The sequence below is a fragment of the Pseudomonas guariconensis genome (assembly GCF_024127895.1).
Taxonomy (GTDB): domain Bacteria; phylum Pseudomonadota; class Gammaproteobacteria; order Pseudomonadales; family Pseudomonadaceae; genus Aquipseudomonas; species Aquipseudomonas guariconensis_B.
In genome coordinates this window covers 49,505-70,653 of sequence record NZ_JAMYBK010000003.1, presented here as the reverse complement: position 1 = coordinate 70,653, position 21,149 = coordinate 49,505, and the positions used below count along the sequence as shown (strand labels likewise).

General features: G+C 67.6%; 16 protein-coding genes and 2 riboswitches. Of the genes, 10 read left to right on the top strand and 6 right to left on the bottom strand.

The annotated features are described in order from the left end of the window. Window positions 1-10 precede the first annotated feature (10 nt). The 3 genes from NJF35_RS05085 (at window position 11) to NJF35_RS05075 (ending at window position 4,562) form a co-directional block, all read left to right on the top strand. Entirely contained in the window at window positions 11-751 is a 741-nt protein-coding gene (locus tag NJF35_RS05085) for a hypothetical protein (protein WP_225787722.1), read from the top strand. 46 nt (window positions 752-797) lie between these two features. After that, complete coding sequence (locus NJF35_RS05080) at window positions 798-2,075, top strand: hypothetical protein (protein WP_225787721.1); 1,278 nt, start codon at window positions 798-800, stop codon at window positions 2,073-2,075. Between the two features lie 285 nt (window positions 2,076-2,360). Next, window positions 2,361-4,562, top strand: a complete 2,202-nt coding sequence (locus NJF35_RS05075) for an LTA synthase family protein (protein ID WP_410897086.1) — start codon at window positions 2,361-2,363, stop codon at window positions 4,560-4,562. 30 nt (window positions 4,563-4,592) lie between these two features. On the opposite strand, the gene NJF35_RS05070 is transcribed toward NJF35_RS05075, so the two are convergent. Continuing rightward, window positions 4,593-5,918 carry a sigma-54 dependent transcriptional regulator gene (locus tag NJF35_RS05070; RefSeq protein WP_253080248.1) on the bottom strand — a complete coding sequence of 442 codons (1,326 nt, stop codon included), beginning with the start codon at window positions 5,916-5,918 and terminating at the stop codon, window positions 4,593-4,595. Window positions 5,919-6,249: 331 nt separating this feature from the next. Between NJF35_RS05070 and NJF35_RS05065 the strand changes: the two genes are divergently transcribed. Continuing rightward, window positions 6,250-6,516, top strand: coding sequence for a hypothetical protein (locus NJF35_RS05065; RefSeq protein WP_016392598.1), 267 nt, complete (start codon window positions 6,250-6,252; stop codon window positions 6,514-6,516). Between the two features lie 119 nt (window positions 6,517-6,635). Here the strand turns inward: NJF35_RS05065 and NJF35_RS05060 are convergent, their stop codons facing one another. From NJF35_RS05060 to cobW, 4 genes are all read right to left on the bottom strand, one after another. Beyond that, on the bottom strand, window positions 6,636-7,220 hold the full coding sequence (locus NJF35_RS05060; protein WP_225789110.1) for a vWA domain-containing protein: 585 nt from the start codon (window positions 7,218-7,220) through the stop codon (window positions 6,636-6,638). Window positions 7,221-7,303: 83 nt separating this feature from the next. Next, the gene (locus NJF35_RS05055; protein ID WP_225789109.1) at window positions 7,304-8,305 is read right to left on the bottom strand and encodes an ATP-binding protein; all 1,002 of its coding nucleotides are present in this window, start codon (window positions 8,303-8,305) and stop codon (window positions 7,304-7,306) included. Between the two features lies 1 nt (window position 8,306). Next, complete coding sequence (gene cobN, locus NJF35_RS05050) at window positions 8,307-12,068, bottom strand: cobaltochelatase subunit CobN (RefSeq protein WP_253090756.1); 3,762 nt, start codon at window positions 12,066-12,068, stop codon at window positions 8,307-8,309. A gap of 3 nt (window positions 12,069-12,071) precedes the next feature. Next, the gene (cobW, locus tag NJF35_RS05045; RefSeq protein ID WP_225789107.1) at window positions 12,072-13,139 is read right to left on the bottom strand and encodes a cobalamin biosynthesis protein CobW; all 1,068 of its coding nucleotides are present in this window, start codon (window positions 13,137-13,139) and stop codon (window positions 12,072-12,074) included. Window positions 13,140-13,238: 99 nt separating this feature from the next. Beyond that, window positions 13,239-13,437: riboswitch (cobalamin riboswitch) on the bottom strand. A gap of 82 nt (window positions 13,438-13,519) precedes the next feature. Further along, window positions 13,520-13,744: riboswitch (cobalamin riboswitch) on the top strand. A 95-nt stretch (window positions 13,745-13,839) separates the two neighbouring features. Between cobW and NJF35_RS05040 the strand changes: the two genes are divergently transcribed. The 6 genes from NJF35_RS05040 to NJF35_RS05015 all read left to right on the top strand — a co-directional run bounded on the left by NJF35_RS05040 (window position 13,840) and on the right by NJF35_RS05015 (window position 20,073). Beyond that, a complete protein-coding gene (locus NJF35_RS05040) occupies window positions 13,840-14,025 on the top strand; it encodes a CbtB domain-containing protein (RefSeq protein WP_253090755.1) in 186 nt (61 codons plus the stop codon). A 10-nt stretch (window positions 14,026-14,035) separates the two neighbouring features. Beyond that, window positions 14,036-14,725 carry a CbtA family protein gene (locus NJF35_RS05035; RefSeq protein WP_253090754.1) on the top strand — a complete coding sequence of 230 codons (690 nt, stop codon included), beginning with the start codon at window positions 14,036-14,038 and terminating at the stop codon, window positions 14,723-14,725. Further along, window positions 14,725-15,135: a cobalamin biosynthesis protein gene (locus NJF35_RS05030; protein ID WP_225789104.1), complete on the top strand. Its 411-nt coding sequence runs from the start codon at window positions 14,725-14,727 to the stop codon at window positions 15,133-15,135. Before NJF35_RS05035 ends, NJF35_RS05030 begins: the two co-directional genes overlap by 1 nt. A gap of 32 nt (window positions 15,136-15,167) precedes the next feature. Then, a complete protein-coding gene (gene cobM / locus NJF35_RS05025) occupies window positions 15,168-15,923 on the top strand; it encodes a precorrin-4 C(11)-methyltransferase (RefSeq protein ID WP_225789103.1) in 756 nt (251 codons plus the stop codon). A gap of 248 nt (window positions 15,924-16,171) precedes the next feature. Further along, on the top strand, window positions 16,172-16,786 hold the full coding sequence (locus NJF35_RS05020; protein ID WP_225789102.1) for a response regulator transcription factor: 615 nt from the start codon (window positions 16,172-16,174) through the stop codon (window positions 16,784-16,786). Between the two features lie 14 nt (window positions 16,787-16,800). Further along, complete coding sequence (locus NJF35_RS05015; RefSeq protein WP_225789101.1) at window positions 16,801-20,073, top strand: transporter substrate-binding domain-containing protein; 3,273 nt, start codon at window positions 16,801-16,803, stop codon at window positions 20,071-20,073. Window positions 20,074-20,128: 55 nt separating this feature from the next. Here NJF35_RS05015 and NJF35_RS05010 read toward each other — a convergent pair whose 3' ends face one another. Next, a complete protein-coding gene (locus NJF35_RS05010; protein ID WP_225789100.1) occupies window positions 20,129-21,148 on the bottom strand; it encodes a LacI family DNA-binding transcriptional regulator in 1,020 nt (339 codons plus the stop codon). Window position 21,149: the final 1 nt, after the last annotated feature.

The following is a 21,149-nucleotide window of genomic DNA, read 5'->3' as shown; positions in this document are numbered from 1 at the left end:
GGGAGCAGCGATGAAGACTACCACCTGGCTGGTCGCCGCGTGCCTGGCCACCAGCCTCCCCGCCCAGGCGCAATTGTTCAAGCCCATCGAGATCAAGGACCAGGAACTGGCCGAGCTGCGTGGGCGTTATGTGATGCCCGGGCGGATCATCAGTTTCGGCGTGGTCATGAGCAGTACCTGGCAGAACGCCGCCGGTGACCGTATCGGCGCGACCACGACCTTGCAGGTCCAGCAGAACACCTTCAAACCCCAGTTCTACGTGTCCATGTCCGGGGACAACGGCAGCGGCGCGGCGCCTGGGCGCGGCAACGGCCTGGTCAACGGCGGCGCCGGGCTGGTCAATACCCAGGGGGTGACCCAATCGGTACGTGCCGCCGGCGACAACAATAGCGCCTACAACGACGTGGCCATCAACGTCAGCGAAGGCGGCAAGGCGCCCACGGCCGTGCCGCAAGGCCAGGTCCTGGCCGCCGGCACCACCCTGACCAACAGCAACAACGCCGGCACCCTCAGCGTGTCGAACACCGGCAAGGGCATCCAGATGTCCATCCAGGCCAACAACAACCAGGGGCAGAGCCTGCAACGCCTGTCCAATGGCGGCCTGTTGCAGACCACCACCTTGCTCGGCGGCAGCAACGCGGTCAACAACCTGACCCAGCTCAACGTGGTGCTGCGCGACAACCTGCCTTCGGCCGGTGCGCTGAACTGCAACCTTGATCAGCTCAAGGGCCTACGGATCTCGGGATATTGATCTACGCTTCGTCTCAATCATCGCAGTTGGAAGGGACGGCTAACTTATGCATCGTTCGATGTCGTTGAAAGCAGTTGTCTGCCTGGGGACCCTGTTACCTTCTTCGCTGCTGTACGCGGCAGCCGATCCCCAGGTGGAAGCCCTCAAAGCCGAACTGGCGGCGCTCAAGGCGCGCTACGAGGCCCAACAGCAGGCCCTGATGGTCCTGGAACAGCGGGTCCGCCAGGTGGAGGAACAGCCCGCCACGCCGCAACCCCAACGCCTGACCCGTTCACCCGCCTCGCAGCCGCGCAACAACCAGGCCATCGCCGCCTCCGGCACAGGCTCGTCCTACGGTGAGTCGCTCAAGGAAGATTCGGAACCGGCGCAGAGCGTTTCCAACCTGTACGACGAGGCCAGCGGCTTCTTCGGCGGCGGCAAGTTCAGTGTCGAGACTGGCATCACCTATGCCCGCTACGACACCCGCCAGCTGATCCTCAACGGTTTCCTGGCGCTGGACTCGATCTTCCTGGGCAACATCAACCTGGACCGGATCAAGGCCGACAACTGGACCCTGGACCTGACCGCCCGCTACAACTACGACCAGCGCTGGCAGTTTGACGTCAACGTGCCGATCGTCTACCGCGAGTCGACCTACCAATCCGGCGGCGTCGGCGGCAACGCCCAGGGGGTTTCCGAGCACACCGTCACCCGCGACCCGACCCTGGGCGACGTCAACTTCGGCATCGCCTACAAGTTCCTCGACGAGTCGGAGAACACCCCCGATGCGGTGTTCAGCGTGCGAGTCAAGGCGCCCACCGGCAAGGACCCGTTCGGCATCAAGCTGCTGCGCGACGCGGAGAACGACAACCTCAGCTACCCCGAGGACCTGCCCACCGGCAACGGTGTCTGGTCGATCACCCCGGGGATCTCGCTGGTCAAGACCTACGATCCGGCGGTGCTGTTCGGCAGCCTGTCGTATACCCACACCTTCGAGGAGTCGTTCAGCGACGTCAGCTCCACGGTCAACCAGAAAGTGCCGGGCAAGGTGAAGATCGGCGACAGCTTCCAGATCGGTGCCGGTATCGCCTTCGCCCTCAACGAGAAGATGTCCATGTCGTTCTCGGTCTCCGACCTGATCGCCCGCCGCTCGCGGATCAAGTCGGCGGAAACCGGCGACCGCTGGGCCGACGTCAAGAGCAGCGACGCCAACGCCGCCTACTTCAACATCGGCATGACCCTGGCGGCCACCGACAACCTGACCATCGTGCCGAACCTGGCGATCGGCTTGACCGACGACGCCCCGGATTTCACCTTCAGCCTGAAGTTCCCGTACTACTTCTGAGCCGGCCCGGGAGGCCCTGCCTGGCCGGCCAGCGGCCCTCCCGACACCACCGGTGCCTGGCAAGGGCTTCGCCCTTGTTCGCGGGCAAGCCCGCTCCCACAAGGTCCGAGTGGATCGTCTGAAGATGCGATTATGCAGGGAGAGCGGAGCTTGGCCCGCAGTTCCTCTGCCCCACCCACGCCCCGCCCAAGCGGCAGGCCGTCCTGTAACCCCCGCCTTCTGCCGAGCGCCTGTTATCATGGAGCACATCTCTGTGACAGCTTCATGGCAAGAAGGAACTTTTTTGTGAACGATAGGCTCGGCCATCCCCGCACCCGGCTGCTCGCCCTGGCGGGCCTGGTACTGGCGCTTCCCCTGGGCATCCGAGCCCTGCTCGGCTGGTCCGACCCGCTCGGCTACCTGTCCGACCTGGCCATCGGCAGCCTGCTGCTCCTGCTGCTGCACCGCCGTGCCTGGTGGCTGGCATTGCCGGTACTGTTGGCCTGGGGCGCCTTGATGGTGGGCTCGGCGGAACTGGTCAGTGCCGTGGGCAGGCTGCCCACCAGCGCCGACCTGACCTACCTGCTCGACCCACAGTTCATGGAGAATTCCACCGGCGGCGCCCTCGCCCACCCATGGCTGCCCTGGGTCCTGGTCGCGGGCCTGGCGGCCTGGCTGCTGGCCGTCTGGCGCAGCCGCGGCCGGCCTGCCATGGCGTTGTCGCGCAAGGCCTGGGCCATCCCCTTGCTACTGCTGGGCGCGCACTGGGCCAGCCAGCACCTGGTCCCCTCCGAGGCCGACCAGTGGCGCCAGTACAACCTGCCGCACCAACTTCTATCCGCTGGCGTCGGCGACCTGCAGCGCCAGGCCCGTGGCTGGCTGGGCGACGAGCCGACGGTCCCCCCCCTGCCCACCGCCGGCCTGGTGCAGTCGGACCTCAACGGCCGCAAACTGCTCGCCACACCCGGTCAGGCCCGCAACCTGCTGGTGATCACCCTCGAAGGCATCCCCGGCGCCTACGTACGCGCCAACCGCCAGGCCCTGCACAGCCGCTTCGACGAAGAGCTCATGCCCAACCTCAGCCGCTGGGCCGAGCGCGGCATGAACACGCCCGACTACGTGTTGCACACCCACCAGACCATCCGTGGCCTGTACGCCATGCTCTGCGGCGACTACGACAAGATGGCCAACGGCACGCCCAAGGGCGTCGAACTGCTGACCCAGGACCTGCGCAACCAGGCCTGCCTGCCGGCCCAGTTGCGCCAGGCCGGCTTCACCACCCACTACCTGCAAGGCGCGGGCCTGCGCTTCATGGCCAAGGACCGGATCATGCCGCACATCGGCTTCGACTCGGTCCACGGCCAGGAATGGTTCCGCAACGCCAACTACCTCGACTTCCCCTGGGGCAAGGACGACCGAGCCTTCTTCGAAGGCGCCCAGGCGTACGTGGCAAAGCTGCGCAAGCAGAAACAACCCTGGATGCTGACCCTGCTGACCGTCGGCACGCACCAGCCCTATTCGGCACCGGCGCACTACCTGCGCCGCTACGCCACGCCCAAGCAGGCGGCAGTGGCCTACCTGGACGATGCCCTGGGCCGCTTCCTCGACGACCTGGAGCGCCAGGACGTGTTGAAAGACACCCTGGTGGTCATCACCTCCGACGAGTCCCACGGCATCGATGGCGTACGCCTGGCCTCGTCCTGGGGTTTCAACCTGACCCTGGCCCCGGAACAGGCGCAGTTGCCACGCATCAAGCAGGGCACCTATGGCCATGTCGACCTGGCCACCTCCCTGCTCGACTACTTCAGCCTGCCGATCCCGGCAGCCCTGGGCGGCCGCTCGCTGTTTCGCGACTACGACAGCGGCCGCGAGATGATTTCCTTCACCAACGGCATGCTGCGCTACCACGACGGCCACGGCACCCTGACCGAGTGCGATTTCCAGCAGCGCTGCCGGCGTTATGCCAGCCAAGGCTTCATCGCCGATCGCGCCAAATACCTCGGCCGCGGTGACGAAGCCACAGGCCAGCAGCTCACGGCCTTGGCCAGCGCACTGGACCAGTCCCTGCTGCAAACCCCGCTCAACCTGCGCTACCAGTTCGGTGGCCCGGCCGCCATCCCACTGCACAAGCGCATCCGCGACGACTGGGCCGACAACCTGATCGGCGCCCAGTACCTGGAGATGCCCGAAGGCTCCCATACCCGCGTACGGCTCAAGGTGCGCTCCCTCGACCCACGGCACGTGGCCTACATCCGCCTCAAGGCCAAGGAGTTCGAACAGGACGTGCCGCTCGGGCTGCCCGAAGAGATGAGAGTGACCACCAAGAAGCCGCTGGTGCTGGAGTTCAGCTTCGACAACCCTTCCCAGCGCAAGGCGTTTTCCTTCCACCTGCTGGGTTATGGCGGAGGCAAGGTCGAGGTCAGCGACTTCAGTGTGATCACTGCGTTGCCGGGGGAAGACGAGACGGTCGAGGAATTCCAGGACGGGCGAGTCGCCCACTCTGGCTGAACGCTGCGCAGGCAGGCTCCGCCCACGCTATCAGCGGATCTGGTGCTTGTGCAGCAAGCGGTAGAAGGTGGGCCGGGAAACCCCCAGCACCTTGGCGGCGATGCTCAGGTTGTCGCTGTGCCGGCTGAGCACGTCGCACAGGGCCTGGCGCTCGGCCCGGTGCTTGTAGTCCTCCAGGGTGCCCAGCGGCTGATCTTCCTGCTCCAGGGTCTGCAAGCCCAGGTCCTGGGCCTCGATCTGCCGCCCCTCGGCCAGCACCAACCCGCGCCGCACCCGGTTGGCCAGCTCGCGCACGTTACCTGGCCAGTCGTGCCGGCCCATCGCCGCCAAGGCGCTGTCGCTGAACGAGCGCGGCCGGCGGCCGGTCTCCAGGCTGTAGAAATGGGCGAAGTGGCTGGCCAGCATCGACAAATCGCCATGCCGATCACGCAGCGGTGCGGTGACCACTTGCAGGACGTTGAGCCGGTAATAGAGGTCTTCACGGAAACGTCCCTGCTCGATGGCTTTCTCCAGGTCCACGTGGGTCGCGGCCAATACCCGCACGTCCACCGGGATCGGCTGGTCCCCGCCCACCCTTTCGATGTGCTTCTCCTGCAGAAAGCGCAGCAGGTTGGCCTGTAATTCCAGGGGCAGGTCGCCGATCTCGTCGAGGAACAAAGTGCCGCCGTTGGCCGCCTCGATGCGTCCCACCTTGCGCTGGTGGGCACCGGTGAAAGCACCTTTCTCGTGGCCGAACAGCTCGGACTGGATCAGGTGTTCGGGAATGGCGCCGCAGTTGATCGCGATGAAGGGCTTGTCACACCGTAGCGATTGCCGATGCAGGGTGCGCGCCACCAGCTCCTTGCCCGTCCCGCTCTCGCCACGGATCAGCACCGGCGACTCGGTGGGCGCCAGCTTGCCCAGCAACTTGCGCAGTTCGCGGATCGGCCGGCTGTCGCCCAGCAGCTCGTGCTCCGGCTCGTCCACCCGCACCGAGCCCTTGCCGCGCAGGCGCGCCATGCCGAAGGCACGGCCCAAGGTGACCTGGACCCGCGACACATCGAACGGCAGGGTGTGGAAATCGAAGAACCACTCGCAGACGAAATCCCCGACGTTCTGCATGCGCAGCTCCTCGGCGCTGAGCACGGCGATCCATTCGGTGTTGCTGCGCTTGATCATGTCCTTGACCGCATCGGGGTGACGCAGGTGCGAGGCCTGCAGACGCAGCAGGCCGACATCGCAGCGATGCTCCAGCGCGGCCGCCAGGGTACAGCTGTGTACATCCCAGCCGACGCTTCGCAGGCCCGGTAGTAGACGGTGGCAGTCGTCGCAGGGATCGACGATCAGCAAGCGGCGTTGAGAGGCGGTTTCGAGCATGACCGTTCCTTGGCGCCAATTTTTGGTTTTTCACGTAGAAACAGTAAGTTGCAGCGCCCGAATTAACAGTAGCAATGAACCTGACGCTCCCCACTACCGTTTGTCTGCCGGTTGCTGTCATCAGCGGGTCATCCGGGAATTTTTCAAAGTTATCGACGTCACAGGCGGCACAGGCCACGGCAACACTTTTGCAGACTAAAAAAAATTTCAACGACCCTGTGACTTCACCCCCAACATGGAGCATCAGTACAAGTAACCCCGCGCTGCCTACCTTCGACCTTGAGCAACGCGGACTTCATTTCGCTGTTTGGGACCATAGAGAGACCGAACCATGAATGCCCCGCTCCGTGTCAACGAAGCACTGCTGATCGCCGACCACGCCTTCGAACCCTTCCAGTGCGTAGCCTGGGATGCACCCAATGGCACTGGTGAGCTGAGCCTGGCAGTGATCGACCGGACCAGCACCCGTATCGGCAGCAAGCAAGTTTCCTCGCGTATCTATTCCGACCCCGCGCAGTGGGCCTGCCTGATCGAGGAAGTACGCGCCGAACTTTGCGAAAAAGGTTACGACCTGCAACCCTGGTCGATGCCCAAGTAATATCGCGGCCACTTGCAAGTGCGTGCCGAGCCACGCACTTGTGCAACTTTCTACCGCCCTGGCCTGGCAACTTTCTTTAATTGCGACATTGCGCCGCAGGCGCGACTTCCCTTCTTTAATCAGTCACGTACCCTGAACTGCTGGATGTGCCGGTATTCGGCCTGCAGTTGTTCGGCCAGCCGCTGTGCCCGCCCCAGACGTACCGCTGTCAGCTCCATGTCCACCAGCACAGTCGCGCAGGGCATCGGCCGTGGTGCGTTCCAGCGTTGCAGGCGGCCATCGGTGAGCACCAGGCAGCGCTGTGTCTCCTGGGGGTGACGCTTGCCCCGGGCCAGCAGCCACTGGTGCGCCTGCTCCAGTGCCGCGATCAGCGGTGTGCCGCCCCCCGCCCCCAGCGCCTGCAACCAGGGTTGCAATGTCCCCGACGCCTTGAGCCCCTGGCGCTGCCAGCGCGGTGCGCCGCCGCTGGCGGTCACCAGGGCCAGGCGTGCACGCTGGCGGTAGGCCTGATCGAACAGTTCGGCCAGCAGCCCCTTGGCCTGGGCCAAGGCCTGGTGACGACGGGTGGAGGCCGAGGCATCGACGATCACCAGCCATAATTCCGGCGCCTGGGCCTGGCGCTGCTGCCAGCACAGGTCCTGGCGCTGGCGGGGCCGGCCCTTGAGCAGGGTCGGCAACCAGGCCACCTTTCCCGCACCCGCCATCCGCGCTCGTCCACGGGGCGCACCTGCCAGCTTTCCGACGCGGGGCCTGGCATCCGCCGCCAACGCGTCGGGCTGGCGAATGCTCAGGGCTTTTTTGCCCAGTTCGGCACCTCGCGCCGGGCACCGCTGGGCACGGCCTGCGGCGGCAACGCCCCCCAATCGCCCGGCCCACCCTGAAGCTCGGTCTGCCCATTGCCGGCACTGGTTGCCGCATGGGGGGGCGTGTCCGGCGGCGAGGCGCGGCGCCGGTGACGCAAGGCGAACTCCGCTACCGCCTGCACGTCGTCTTGCCCGATCGTTTCGCCCCCGCGCCAGGCAGCGTGGGCCCGGGCCGCACGCAGCCAGACCAGGTCGGCGCGCAGGCCGTCCACGCCAGCGGCGAAACAGCGTTCGGTGATCCAGGCCAGGGCCTGGTCGTCCAGCGGGATGCGCTCCAGGCGCTGGCGCGCGCCGTGGCAGCGTTCACGCAATTGCGCCTGGGCCTGGGCCCATTGCGCGCAAAAGGCCTGCGGATCGCTGTCGAAGGCCAGGCGCCGGCGGATGATCTGCTGACGCGCCTCGGGTTGCGCCAGCCCTTCGAGGGCGACGTTGAGGCCGAAGCGGTCGAGCAACTGCGGGCGCAGCTCGCCTTCCTCCGGGTTCATGGTGCCGATCAGCACGAAGCGCGCCGCATGGCGATGGGAAATGCCGTCGCGCTCGATACGATTGGTGCCGCTGGCCGCCACGTCGAGCAGCAGGTCCACCAGGGGGTCGGGCAGCAGATTGACTTCGTCGACGTAGAGCACGCCGCCGTCGGCCTGGGCCAGCACGCCCGGGGAAAACTGGGCCTTGCCCTGCCCCAGCGCGGCATCCAGGTCGAGGGTGCCGACCAGCCGCTCCTCGGTCGCCCCCAGCGGCAGGGTCACGAAGGGGCCTTCGCCCAGCAGGTCGGCGAGGCCCCGGGCCAGGGTGCTCTTGGCCATGCCGCGCGGGCCTTCGATCAGCACACCGCCGATCTTCGGGTCGATGGCCGTCAGGCACAGGGCCAGCTTGAGGTCGTCGGCGCCGACCACGGCAGCCAGTGGAAATTGCAGGGGTTCGCTCATGTCAGGCCTGTTCCTCGCCGTCCAGCAGTTGCTCCTCGAGGGCCTCGCGATACGCGCCCGGAGCCTGCCAGAGGCCACGCTGCTGGGCCTCCAGCAAGCGTTCGGTGAGGTCGCGCAAGGCGTCGGGGTTGTGCTGGCGCATGAAATCGCGGGTCGCCGGGTCGAGCACGTAGGCGTCGGCCAGGGACTGATAGTGATGGTCGTCGATCAGGTGCGTGGTGGCATCGAAGGCGAACAGGTTGTCGACCGTCGCTGCCAGTTCGAAGGCACCTTTGTAGCCGTGGCGCTTGGCGCCTTCGATCCACTTGGGGTTGAGCGCGCGGGCGCGGATGACCCGGTTGAGTTCTTCCTTGAGGGTACGGATGCGTGGCCGGTCGGCCTGGCTGTGATCGCCGTGGTAGCTGGCCACCGTGGCGTCTGCCAGGGTCTCGGCCGCCGCCAGCATGCCGCCCTGGAATTGGTAGTAGTCGTTGGAATCGAGCAGGTCATGCTCGTGGTTGTCCTGGTTCTGCAACACCGCCTGCACCTGGCCCAGGCGTCGGGCGAATTCGGCACGGGCCGGCGTACCGTCGTCGGCACCGCCGTAGGCATAACCGCCATGGTTGAGGTAGACCTCGGCCAGGTCGTCGCGGTTGTGCCACAGACGCCCATCGATGGCGTTCTGCACCCCGGCGCCGTAGGCCCCGGGCTTGGCGCCGAACACGCGCCAGCCTGCCTGACGCGCCGCCTGCTCGGCGTCCGCGCCCGCGGCCAGCAGCGCCTCGCGCTCGGCACGCACCCGGGCCGCCAGGGGGTTGAGGTCGTCGGGTTCGTCCAGGGCCGCCACGGCCTGCACCGCCGCGTCGAACAGGCGGATCAGGTTGCCGAAGGCATCGCGAAAGAAACCCGAGACACGCAGGGTCACGTCCACCCGTGGGCGGTCGAGCAGGCTCAGGGGCAGGATCTCGAAGTCGTCGACCCGCTGGCTGCCAGTGGCCCATACCGGGCGCACGCCCATCAACGCCATGGCTTGGGCGATATCGTCGCCACCGGTACGCATGGTCGCCGTGCCCCACACCGACAGCCCCAACTGGCGCAGGTGGTCGCCATGGTCCTGCAGGTGACGCTCGAGGATCAGGTTGGCCGAGGCGAAACCCAGGCGCCAAGCAGTGGTGGTGGGCAGGTTGCGCACGTCCACGGTATAGAAGTTGCGCCCGGTGGGCAGTACGTCCAGGCGCCCCCGGCTCGGTGCACCACTGGGGCCGGCCGGGACGAAACGCCCGGCCAAGGCGGCGAGCAGGCCATCGAGCTCAGCCGCACCGCAGCCATCGAGGTTCGGCGCCACCGACTCGACCAGCGTCTGCAGCACACTGCGCACCGGCTGCCAGGGGGCCTCGTCGGGCAGTTGCAGGCAGCCGTCCAGCCCTTGCTCGATCAGCGCCAGGGCCAGCAGTTCGAGGCGTTCGCGGGTATCGCCGCAGGTCCGCCAGGGGGGTGGGGCCAGCGCCTCCAGTATGGCCGGGCGCGGCCCCTGCCAGGGCTGGCCGAGGTCGCAGTCCAGAGGATCGAAGCTCAGCGCCAGGGCCTTGGCCAGGGTACGGATGAGGCTGGCATTGCCGCCCTTGCCGTCACCACGCTCGACACGTACCAGGGCCAGCAGGGTATCGCTGCGCAGCCGCCCTTCGGGCGATTGGCCGAACACATGCAGGCCATCGCGGATCTGCGACTCCTTCAGGTCGCACAGGTAGGTGTCCAGCCGTGGCAGCCAGAGTGCCGCATCGTCCAACTGGCCTTCCAGTTGCAACTCACGGTCGATGTGGTTGGCTTTGAGCAACTCGAGGATGTCGTGCTGCAGCTCCCGGGCACGGCGTGGGTCGAGCAGTTGCGCTTCGTAGTATTCATCGGCCAGGCGCTCCAGGTCGCGCAGCGGGCCGTAGGTCTCGGCACGGGTCAGCGGCGGCATCAGGTGGTCGATGATCACCGCCTGGGTACGCCGCTTGGCCTGGGCGCCCTCGCCTGGGTCGTTGACGATGAACGGGTAGATGTTGGGCAGCGGCCCGAGCAAGGCATCTGGCCAGCACTGGGCCGACAGGCCGACGCCCTTGCCGGGCAGCCACTCCAGGTTGCCGTGCTTGCCGACGTGGATCACCGCGTCGGCGGCGAAACCATTGCGCAGCCAGAAGTGGAACGCCAGGTAGCCATGGGGCGGCACCAGGTCGGGGTCGTGGTACACGGCGCTGGGGTCCACCTGGTAGCCCCGGGCCGGCTGGATGCCGACGAACGTCAGGCCGTAGCGCAGGCCGGCGATCATCATGCGCCCGCTGCGGTACATCGGGTCTTGTTCAGGGGCGCCCCAGCGCGCCAGCACCGCCTGCTGGTTGGCCTCGGGCAGGTCGGCGAAGGCCGCCTGGTAGTCGGCCAGGGCCAGGCTCTGGGCGCAGGGGCGCTGGTCGAGGTGCTCCAGGTCGTTGCTCACGCCGCCCAGCAATTGCTGGATCAGCGCGGTGCCGCTGTCGGGCAGGCCAGCCACCGGGTAGCCCTCGGCCTGCAAGGCGCGGAGGATGTTCAGGGCCGCGCCGGGGGTATCCAGGCCCACGCCGTTGCCGATGCGCCCGTCGCGGGTCGGGTAGTTGGCCAGCACCAGCGCCACGCGCTTCTGCGGGTTGGGCAGGCGCGCCAGTTCCACCCAGCGCCGCGCCAGCTCGGCGACGAAGTCCATGCGCTCAGGGTGGGCCCTGTAGCAGACCACGTCCGACTGGCTGCGCTCGCTGCGCCAGGCCAGGTCCTTGAAGCTGACCGGCCGGGTGATGATGCGCCCGTCCAGCTCCGGCAAGGCGATATGCATGGCCAGGTCACGGGCGCCCAGGCCCTGTTCGCTGGCCTCCCAGCCCGGCTGGTTGTCCTGGGCGCAGATCGCCTGCAACACCGGGACGTCGCGACGCAACGGGCGCAGGTTGGGCTGCTCCGGGCTGGACAGGGCAAAACCGGTGGTGTTGATCACCACGTCGGCGCCGACCTCGTCCAGCCAGGCCTCGACCTGGTCGAGGCAGGCGCGCTCCTTGAGGCTGGCCACAGCGATCGGCAGCGGGTTCAGGCCCATCGCCTGCAAACGTGTGCAGAAGGTATCGATGAAGGCGGTGTTGGCCGCCTGCAGGTGCGAGCGGTAGAACAGCAGCGGCGCCACCGGCTGCTGCGGGTGCCACTGGCCGTACCAGTCCTCGAGCGTGGCGCTGGCCTTGGCGGGGTGATACACCGCCGTGCGCGGCAGCGGCTGCGGTTCGTCCCAGGCATAGGTACGCCCCAGCCACAGGCTGGCCAGGCAGTTGAACAGGTTCAGGGCATTGGCCTTGCCGCCCTGGCGCAGGTAGTGCCAGAGCCGTTCGGCCTGCTCGCCGGTCACCGTGCCCAGGCCGGTCAGCTCGGGGTCGGGGCGGTCATCGCCTGGCACCAGGATCAGCCGTACACCGCGGTTGGCCAGCTCGACCAGTTGCTCGACGCCATAGCGCCAGTAGCCGACCCCGCCGTGCAGCGACACCAGGATCACCTTGGCGTGGCGCAGCACCTGGTCGACGTAGAGGTCGACCGAGGCGTGGTTCTGCACCTGCATGGGGTTGGCCAGGCGCAGGCTGGGGAAGTCGTCTGGCAACTGCTCGGCGGTTTCCGCCAGCAGCGCCAGGTGCGAGTCGCCGCTGCAGAGGATCACCAGCTCAGCGGGCGTCTGGCCGAGGTCGGCGATGCTGTCGTCCGGCACGAAGCCGCCGGGCTGGGTCCGCAGCAGGTGCATGGATCAGGCGCCCAGGGCCTGGCGCAGGCGCGCCTCCAGTTGCACGGCATCCAGGTCCTGGCCGATCAGCACCAGGCGCGTCAGGCGAGGCTCGTCGGCACGCCAGGCGCGGTCGAAGTGTTTGTCGAAACGGGTCCCCACGCCCTGCACCAGCAGACGCATCGGCTTGCCGGGAATGGCCGCGAAGCCCTTGGCGCGCAGGATGCCGAACTCCACCACCAGTTGCGTCAAGGCGTCGAGCAGCAGGCTTTCGTCGGCCTCGGGCAGGTCGATGGAGATCGAGTCGAAGGCGTCATGGTCATGATCGTCGTGATCTTCGCCAGCGTGATGGGCATCGTGGTGGGTGCGCCGGCCATCGATGTGCGCCTCGGCCTCGGCGCCCACGCCAAGCAGCACCTCCAGCGGCAGGCGCCCGCTGCTGGCCTCGATCACCTTGACCGCCGGCGGCAGTTCCTCGGCCACCTCGGCGCGGACCTTGGCCAGGCCTTCGGCATCGATCAGGTCGGCCTTGTTCAGGACCACCAGGTCGGCGCTGGCCAACTGGTCGGCGAACAGCTCGTGCAGCGGCGACTCGTGGTCCAGGTTGGGGTCGAGCTTGCGCTGGGCGTCCACTTGCTCTGGGTAGGCAGCGAAGGTACCCGCCGCCACCGCCGGGCTGTCGACCACGGTGATCACCGCATCGACCGTGCAGGCATTGCGGATTTCCGGCCACTGGAAGGCCTGCACCAGCGGCTTGGGCAGGGCCAGGCCGCTGGTTTCGATGAGGATGTGGTCCAGGTCGCCACGGCGTGCCACCAGTTCGCGCATCACCGGGAAGAACTCTTCCTGCACGGTGCAGCACAGGCAGCCGTTGGCCAGTTCGTAGACGCGGCCGCTGGCCTCTTCCTCGGTGCAGCCGATGCTGCACTGCTTGAGGATCTCGCCGTCGATGCCCAGCTCGCCGAACTCGTTGACGATGACCGCGATGCGGCGGCCCTGGGCGTTGTCGAGCAGGTGCCGGAGCAAGGTGGTCTTGCCCGAGCCGAGGAAGCCAGTGACGATGGTGACGGGGAGCTTGGCCAGTGTTTTCATGTCGCGATGCCCTTGGCAGGATGGCGCGGGCATGCAGGACGAAAGCCTCGTGCCACCACGGCCGGGCCCGTTCGCCACCGGATCACCCCGCCCGGTTGAAAGTCGAAAGCGTTTCGAGGCAGGTCTCCTGGCTTGCACCGTACCGGCCCCGGGCCGGTTGGATGACGCCTTCCCGCGCTGGCGCAGTGGCTGTGTCGATCCTGTTCAGTGCTTACAGTTGCGGGGGCAGCCGCGGCTTGGACCGCGTTCCCATCTTAGCTCCGGCGGCGGCCGGAGAACCTCGAAGCGGCAAGGCTACGCAGTGGTTGGCAGGCGGTCAACCTTGGCAGCCCTAAAGCCTTGCCTATCCTGCGATTGACGGGGAAACCGCCCCATGATTTGCTAATGCACTGCGTTCAGGTGCCCCTTCGGGGGTGAAACGGGAAACCGGTGCGTCCCAGGCCCCCAAGGGGTCGGACAACGCCGGTGCTGCCCCCGCAACGGTAAGCGAGCGAAGCGTCTTGACCACTGTGCCACGTCGTAGGGCATGGGAAGGTGACGCTCCCCCCCAGGAGCCCTGCTCCTCCTCGCAAGCCCGGAGACCGGCCTGACGTCGAATGATCACCCCGCGGTGGGCGGGCGCTGTCGCATCTCCCTGGGCCCGTTGCGCCCGGGGCTGTCGCGCTTGTCCGCCGCCTATGACAAAGCAGAGGAAAGCGTCATGCCCGTCACCAGCGCCAAACACAGCGTCAGCACCCCCGTCAGCCTCAGCCAACGCATCGTCATCGCCGCCGGCGCCAGCCTGCTGGGCCTGTGCCTGATCTACTTCGCCGGTTTCTCGCACATCGAGGCCGTGCACAACGCCGCCCACGATACCCGCCACAGCGCCGCCTTCCCTTGCCACTGAGTACGCCTGCATGATCAAGCGCATCGCCCGTACCGCCGGCTTCAGCGGCCTGCTCGCCGCCCTGCTGCTGACCTTCTTGCAAAGCCTGTGGGTCAGCCCGCTGATCCTCGAGGCGGAAACCTATGAAAGCGCGGCCCCCGTCGCCGAACACCACGGCCACGGCGATGCCGTCGCCGCCCATGAACACGACGCCGAAGCCTGGGCACCGGAAGACGGCTGGCAGCGCCTGCTCTCCACCACCGGCGGCAACCTGGTGGTCGCGGTCGGTTTCGCCCTGATCCTCGCGGCCCTGTACAGCTTGCGCGAACCGGGCCGCGTGGCCACCGGCGCACTGTGGGGCCTGGCCGGGTTCGCGGTGTTCTGCCTGGCGCCGACCCTGGGGCTGCCGCCAGAGCTGCCGGGTACCGCCGCTGCCGACCTGGGTCAGCGCCAGGGCTGGTGGATCGGCACCGCCGCCGCCACCGCGGCAGGCCTGGCCCTGCTGGTGTTCGCCCATCACTGGCTGTTCAAGGTACTGGGCCTCGCCCTACTGGTCGTGCCGCACCTGATCGGCGCGCCGCAACCGGCGACGCACGAGAGCCTGGCGCCCGAAGCCTTGGAAACCCAGTTCAAGATCGCCTCCTGGGTGACCAACGCCGCCTTCTGGCTCGCCCTGGGCCTGCTCAGCGCCTGGCTGTACCGTCGCACCAGCCAAGCCTGATGCGCCTCGCCCCTCCTGCGCCGGCGTTGTACGCCGGCTTCGGCTGCCGCCAGGGCTGCCCGGCCGACACCCTGCAGGCCCTGCTGCGCGGGGCCCTCGCGGCGCACGGGCTGGCCCCGGCGCTGCTGCGCGGCATCGCCAGCATCGACCTCAAAGCCAACGAACCCGGCTTGCAGGAACTGGCCAGGCGCCTGGCATTGCCCCTCGTGCTGTTCAGCCCCGCGCAACTGCACGCTTTCGAACCCCAGCTCAGCCACCGCTCGGCAACCACCTTCCAGCACAGCGGCTGCTGGGGGGTGGCCGAAAGCGCAGCCCTGGCCCTCGCCAGCCAGGCCCAGGGCCCGGCCGCCCTACGGGTAACACGCCAGGTCCTCGGCCCGGCTACCCTCGCCCTGGCCAGTGGCGGATAATCGCCTCCCCCGCTCACCCGCAAGGACTCCCCATGACGGTCTACTTCATCGGCGCCGGCCCCGGCGATCCGGAACTGATCACGGTCAAGGGCCAGCGCCTGATCCGCCAGTGCCCGGTGATCATCTATGCCGGCTCCCTGGTGCCGCCGGCGGTGCTCGAAGGGCACCGTGCCGAAACAGTGATCAACAGCGCCGAACTGCACCTGGAGCAGATCATCGCCGCCATTCGCAGTGCCCATGACAAAGGCCAGGACGTGGCCCGGGTGCACAGCGGCGACCCCAGCCTGTATGGCGCCATCGGCGAGCAGATCCGCTACCTGCGCGAGCTGGGCATCGACTACCAGATCGTCCCCGGCGTCACCGCCACGGCGGCCAGCGCCGCCCTGCTCGGCTGCGAGCTGACCCTGCCGGCGGTGGCACAGACGGTGATCCTCACCCGCTACGGCGACAGCTCGCCCATGCCAGCCGGCGAGCAACTGGCCGACCTTGCCCGGCACCGCAGTACCCTGGCCATTCACCTGGGCGTCAAGCACCTGGCACGCATCATCGCCGAGCTGCTACCGCACTACGGCGCCGACTGCCCGATCGCCGTGGTCCATCGTGCCACCTGGCCCGACCAGGACTGGGTCATGGGTACCTTGCAGGACATCGTCGAACGCACTGCGGCCAAGGGCTTCCGGCGTACGGCGCTGATCCTGGTGGGCCATGTGCTGGGCGATGCGCCGTTCGCCGAGTCAGCCCTGTACCGAGCCGGGCACGCCCACCTCTATCGCCCCGCGGACCAATAACCTGTCGGCTGATTCCGGCACGCGAATACCTGTGCAGGAATCAGCCGAAGACGCTGCCAGCCCCCGCCTACTGAAACCCCTTAATCGTGTAGGGTTTTTCAACAAACCAACCTCGCTTTTTCAACACCCCTATACTCGCCATTACCAACGCTCCTGAATCGACGTATCTTGCGCGCTGCCACGCAGGCCCCCAGACATATTCCTGGGTGATTTCAGGAAACGGACCACACCCAGACAGGAGTTCCCCAATGACAACCGTACTGTTGGTCGATGACCACCCCACCGTTCGGCTGGCCGTACGCATGCTGCTCGAACGCGAACGCTTCCAGGTCGTTGGCGAAGCCGGCAGCGGCATCGAAGCGGTACAGATGGCTCGCCAATTGCAGCCCGACGTGGTCATCCTCGATATCGGCCTGCCAGGGCTGGATGGCATGGAAGTGATCAAGCGCTTGCAACTGCTCGAGCCGGCGCCAAAGATCATGGCCCTGACCGGCCAGCCCGCCGACCTCTACGTGCGCCGCTGCCTGGACGCCGGCATCTCCGCCTTCGTGCGCAAGGACGAGGACCTGGAGGCGCCAGTCTTCGCCCTCAAGGCCCTGGTCAAGGGTTACTCGACCTTTCCGCAGATGTCGGTCAACAGCAGTTCGCTGGAAAGCGAGAGCGTACGCCTGGACAGCTTGTCCAACCGCGAGATGGAAGTGCTGCGCCGACTGGCACGCGGCGAGAGCAACAAGCACATCGGCCAGTGCATGAGCCTGAGCGCCAAGACTATCAGCACCTACCGCGGCCGCATCATGGAGAAACTCAAGACCGAGTCGCTGGTCGAGATGGTCGACCTGGCCAAGCGCAACAACGTCGCCTGAGCCATGCCACCGCCATGAAAGGCACGCTGCCGAGCCTGCTGCTGGCCATGTTCCTGAGCGTGCCGAGCCTGGTGCTCGGCGATGCCGAGCCACGCCACCTGCTCGCCCGCTCGGCCAGCGTCGCCCCGCCGCTGCACCTGCCCCAGGACGACCGGCAATGGCTGCTGCAACGCAAGGTACTGGTGCTCGGCAGCTCCCGCCCCGACTACCCGCCCTTCGAGATCAACGTCAGCCAGCGCGACTACGAGGGCCTGAGCGCCGACTATGCCGGGCTGATCGGCGAGCAACTGGGCGTGGCGATCGAAGTCCGCCGCTTCCCCAGCCGCCAGGCGGCGATCGAGGCGCTGCATGCCGGGCAGATCGACCTGCTCGGCAGCTCCAACGGCTTCGAGGCGGCCGATGCCCAGCTTGCCCTGAGCCAATCCTATGCCGATGACCTGCCGGTGATCGTCACCCGCCAGGGCCGCTTGCTGCAAAAGGATGAAGACCTGGCCGGCCTGCGCCTGGCGATGGTCGACCACTACCTGCCCGAAACCTCGGTGCGCGAGCTCTACCCACAGGCGCAACTGCAGCTGTATCGCTCGACCCTGGCCGGCCTGTCCGCCGTTTCGCTGGGCGAAGCCGATGCCTACCTCGGCGACGCCATCAGTACCGACTTCCTGATCGGCAAGAGCTACCAGGGGCAGGTGCGCATCGATCACTTCGTGCATGGCCCCACGGATGCCTTCGCCTTCGCCCTGGCCCACGACAACCACAGGCTGCGCCGCTTGGTCGACCAGGCGCTGGCACGGATCAGCGACAGCGAGCGAATGACCATCCTACGTCGCTGGACCAGCGGCAACACCAGCCTGCTGCTCGAGCGCCACCTGTCCAGCCTGAGCGACGAAGAGCACGACTGGATCGCCCGCCACCCCACGGTACGTGTGCTGATCAACAGCGCGCTGGCGCCGCTGACCTTCAACGATCGCCAACAGCAGGCCAATGGCATCACCCTCGACCTGCTCAAGCAGATCAGCCTGCGCACCGGGCTGCGCTTCCAGATGCTCGAGCGCGACTCGGTGCCGGAGATGGTCGACGAAGTGGCGCGCGGCGACGCCGAGATGATCGGTGCGCTGGACTACGGTCCCGGACGAGCGGCACGCCTGCGCTACACCCGCCCCTACCTGGTCACCCCAGGGGTGATAGTGGCGCGCAGTGACGCCGGCGCGAGCGAGCTGCTCGACGGGCAGCGCGTGGCGCTGGTGCGCGGCTCCTCCCAGCACGTCGCCCTGCAACAGCACGCGCCACGGGCGCGGGTGGTCGAGACGGACAATGCCCTGACGCTGATGGAAGCCGTGGCCAGCGGCCACGCCGACGTCGCCCTGATTCCCCATATCACCGCGGCCTACTACATTGCCCACGTGTTCAAGGACACGCTGCGCATCGCCGGGCTGCAGGGCGATGACCCGGCGGTCGCGGCCTTCGCCGTGGCGCCGGGGCAGCCCCAGCTGCAATCGATCCTGGACAAGGCCCTGCTGAGCATTCCCCCGGAGGAGCTGGACCAGTTGGTCAATCGCTGGCGCACCAGCACGGTGGTCAGCGACAGCCTGTGGGGCGATTATCGCTCGCTGGTGCTGCAGGTGCTGGTGCTGGCCGCCGCGCTGCTGGCCGGCGTGGTGTTCTGGAACAGCTACCTGCGCAAGTTGATCCAGCAGCGCGGCGAAGCCCAGCGTGCCCTGCAGGCACAGTTGGCGTTCAGCCGCAGCCTGCTCGAACAACTGCGCCAGGCCAAGGACGATGCCGAACAGGCCAGCCAGGCCAAGAGCAGTTTCCTGGCGATCATGAGCCACGAGATCCGCACCCCGATGAACGCCGTGATCGGCCTGCTGGAGCTGGCCCTGGAGGACAGCCGCCAGGGCCGCAGCGACCCGCAGGGCCTCAAGACCGCCCATGATTCGGCGCTCGGCCTGCTCGAGCTGATCGGCGACATCCTCGACATCTCGCGCATCGAATCCGGCCACATGACCTTGCAGCCGGTCGCCACCGAGCTGGTCGAGCTGGTGCGCGCCACCCTGCGGGTGTTCGAGGGCAATGCGCGGATCAAGGGCCTGGCCTTGCGCGCCGAACTGCCCCAGGCGCCGGCCTGGGTGATGGTCGACCCGGTGCGTTTCAGGCAGGTGCTGTCCAACCTGGTGAGCAACGCCATCAAGTTCACCGACCAGGGCCATGTCGAAGTCAGGCTGGCGCTGACCCCCAGCACGCCCGGGCACGTCACGCAGGTGGCGCTGCACGTGCAAGACAGCGGTATCGGCATCAGCCCCCAGGACCAGGCCAGGCTGTTCGAGGCCTTCGCCCAGCTCGACAACCACCGTGCCCGCCAGGGCGCTGGCCTGGGCCTGGTGATCAGCCGCACCCTGTGCCAGCTCATGGGCGGCGAGCTGCAGCTGCACAGCGCGTCGGGGGTCGGCACCCGGGTCGAGGTGCACCTTGGCCTGGTGCCCGCCACTGCGCCGGTAGCCGAACCGATAGCCGGGCCGGTCGCGCAGCCGAGCGCCGGGCCATTACAGATCCTGGTAGTCGACGACTACCCCGCCAACCTCATGCTGCTGGACAAGCAGTTGCGCAGCCTCGGCCACAAGGTCACCCTGGCCGAACACGGCGAGGCGGCGCTGGAGCGCTGGCAGGGCGGTCGCTTCGACCTGGTGATCACCGACTGCAGCATGCCGGTGATGGACGGCCATCAACTGACCCGGCGTATCCGCGCGCTGGAGCAGGTACATGGAGGGCCGCCCTGCCGCATTCTCGGCGTTACCGCCAACGCCCAGGCCGAAGAGCGCGAGCGCTGCCTGGCCAGCGGCATGGACGACTGCCTGTTCAAGCCGATCGGCCTGCAGGTGCTCAGGGCACGCCTGTCCCGGATCGCTCCCAACGACGCCATGGCTGCCCCCGAGGAGGAGCCCGCCAGTGGGTTCGACCTCGGCCAACTACGCCACCTGACCCAGGGCGACGAACAACTCACCCGGCGCCTGCTCGCGCAACTGGCGCAAAGTACCGCCGAAGACCTGCAGGGCTTGCGCGGTCTCGGCCCGCAACCCGATGTCCAGGCGCTGCGGGCCCTGGTGCACCGCATCAAGGGTGGTGCCAGGATGCTCAAGGTACGCGGCGTGGTAGGCGATTGCGAAGCCATCGAGCAGGCGATTGGCCAGGCGCAGCCGACCGAGCGGCTGTGCCAGCGGCTGGAGGCGAACCTGGAGGGGTTGGCGCGGCAGTTGCGCGATGGGCTGGAGGCGATCGACGGGGCCGGCTGAGCGAGGTCATGAAACCCTGGGGCGCGCAGCGGCCCCAACCCAGCTCCCGCCGGCTTCAGGAACTCTCGCGCACCATCAGTTCGAACCCCAGGTCCTGCTCCTCGACCGCCACGCGCTTGCCGTCGAGCAGTGCCAGCAGCGCCTGGGCCGCGCCCCGGCCGACCGCGGCGCGCGGGGTACGGATCGAGGTCAGGCGCGGCACCATGTGCGCCGAGGCCGGCAGGTCGTTGAAGCCGACCATCGCCACCTGGCGCGGCACTTCGATGCCCTGGCGCAAGGCCTGGAGCACCGCCCCCTGGGCCAGGTCGTCGTTGCAGAAGAAAATCCCATCCACCTCCGGCGCCTGCTCGAGCAAGCGGCTGAACAACTCGCCACCCAGGCCGATCGACGAAGGCTGCGACGTCAGCAACTCCAGCTCCGGCGCCTGCAGGCCGGCCTCGGCCAGGGCCTGGCGGAACCCTTCGGCACGCTGCATCACCCGTGGGTCGAGCTGCGCGGCGATGAACGCCAGGCGCCGCCGGCCACGTTCGATCAGGTGGCGGGCCGCGGCACGCCCGGCCTGCTGCTGGGAGAACCCCACCGACAGCGCACCGGCCTGCCCGCCCAGCTCCATCATGTGCACGCACGGCACACCGCTGGCAGCCAGCATCTGCCGGGCAGCGTCGCTACGCTCGAAGCCGGTGAGCAGCATGCCGCAGGGCTGGTAGGCCAGGTAGTTGCGGATCAGATTCTCTTCCTCGGCGATATCGTAGTGATAGTTGCCGATCAGCACCTCCAGCCCACGCGGGCGCATCACCTCGTGGATGGCCTCCAGGGTGTCGATGAACAACTGGTTGGACAGCGACGGGATCAACACCACCACCGATTGGCTGCGCGCCGAGGCCAGGGCGCGTGCCGCCGGGTTGGCGACATAGCCCAGGCTGGCAGCGGCGGCCATGACCTTTTCCACCAGCGCCGGCGCGACCGTGCTGACGCCGCGCAGGGCGCGCGAGGCGGTGATGGGGGAAACCCCCGAAAGCCTGGCGACTTCAGCCAGGGTGGGGCGACCGGTAGTGCGCGAGCCTGTGCGAGACATG

Bases quoted from the DNA above. Each gene is read 5' to 3' on its own strand.
- NJF35_RS05085 (WP_225787722.1), top strand. From the start codon at position 11: ATGAAGACTACCACCTGGCTGGTCGCCGCGTGCCTGGCCACCAGCCTC.
- NJF35_RS05080 (WP_225787721.1), top strand. From the start codon at position 798: ATGCATCGTTCGATGTCGTTGAAAGCAGTTGTCTGCCTGGGGACCCTG.
- NJF35_RS05070 (WP_253080248.1), bottom strand. From the start codon at position 5,918: ATGCTCGAAACCGCCTCTCAACGCCGCTTGCTGATCGTCGATCCCTGC.
- NJF35_RS05065 (WP_016392598.1), top strand. From the start codon at position 6,250: ATGAATGCCCCGCTCCGTGTCAACGAAGCACTGCTGATCGCCGACCAC.
- NJF35_RS05060 (WP_225789110.1), bottom strand. From the start codon at position 7,220: ATGGCGGGTGCGGGAAAGGTGGCCTGGTTGCCGACCCTGCTCAAGGGC.
- NJF35_RS05055 (WP_225789109.1), bottom strand. From the start codon at position 8,305: ATGAGCGAACCCCTGCAATTTCCACTGGCTGCCGTGGTCGGCGCCGAC.
- cobN (WP_253090756.1), bottom strand. From the start codon at position 12,068: ATGCACCTGCTGCGGACCCAGCCCGGCGGCTTCGTGCCGGACGACAGC.
- cobW (WP_225789107.1), bottom strand. From the start codon at position 13,139: ATGAAAACACTGGCCAAGCTCCCCGTCACCATCGTCACTGGCTTCCTC.
- NJF35_RS05040 (WP_253090755.1), top strand. From the start codon at position 13,840: ATGCCCGTCACCAGCGCCAAACACAGCGTCAGCACCCCCGTCAGCCTC.
- NJF35_RS05035 (WP_253090754.1), top strand. From the start codon at position 14,036: ATGATCAAGCGCATCGCCCGTACCGCCGGCTTCAGCGGCCTGCTCGCC.
- NJF35_RS05030 (WP_225789104.1), top strand. From the start codon at position 14,725: ATGCGCCTCGCCCCTCCTGCGCCGGCGTTGTACGCCGGCTTCGGCTGC.
- cobM (WP_225789103.1), top strand. From the start codon at position 15,168: ATGACGGTCTACTTCATCGGCGCCGGCCCCGGCGATCCGGAACTGATC.
- NJF35_RS05020 (WP_225789102.1), top strand. From the start codon at position 16,172: ATGACAACCGTACTGTTGGTCGATGACCACCCCACCGTTCGGCTGGCC.
- NJF35_RS05015 (WP_225789101.1), top strand. From the start codon at position 16,801: ATGAAAGGCACGCTGCCGAGCCTGCTGCTGGCCATGTTCCTGAGCGTG.
- NJF35_RS05010 (WP_225789100.1), bottom strand. From the start codon at position 21,148: ATGTCTCGCACAGGCTCGCGCACTACCGGTCGCCCCACCCTGGCTGAA.